At 44.9% G+C, this 530-nt stretch carries 1 pseudogene; it reads left to right on the top strand.

From position 1 onward, the window contains the following. A pseudogene (locus KCG48_RS14660) lies at positions 1 to 420 on the top strand (transposase); the annotation flags it as partial. Positions 421 to 530 lie beyond the last annotated feature (110 nt).

Here is a 530-nt window from a genome sequence, read left to right as displayed (position 1 = left end):
AAATATGAGTATGTCTATGATGAACACTTTGATTGCTATCTTTGTCCTCAGAATGAAATCCTACTCTACTCCACTACAAATCGAGAGGGATATCGAGAATATAAAAGCTGTGGTGCCATATGTCGAACATGCCCTCAACTCCAGCAGTGCACCCAGAGCAAAAACTCCGTGAAGGTGGTTACCCGGCACATCTGGGATCCCTATCTGGAACGGTGTGAGGAGTTGCGGCACACCCTCGGCAACAAGCAGCTCTATGAACAACGAAAAGAAACCATCGAACGCTGCTTTGGAACGGCAAAGGAGTATCATGGGTTGCGTTACACGAACTTAAAAGGGATGGCTCGAATGAAGATGAAAGTCGGGCTTACTTTTGCATGCATGAATTTGAAGAAACTAGCGATGATGATCAAAAAGTGGGGCCTTCCAGGCCCCGGATTACGGGATATATTCGATGAAAAGCTAATTCTTGCCACATAAAAAACAAAGCGACCATTTCTTTTCGGAAATTGGTCGCTTTGTCTACAGTCTGA

The organism is Proteiniclasticum sediminis, from assembly GCF_018128025.1.
Lineage (GTDB): Bacteria > Bacillota > Clostridia > Clostridiales > Clostridiaceae > Proteiniclasticum > Proteiniclasticum sediminis.
The sequence above is the reverse complement of the archived record's forward strand: the minus strand, read 5'-3'. Positions and strand labels throughout refer to the sequence as shown.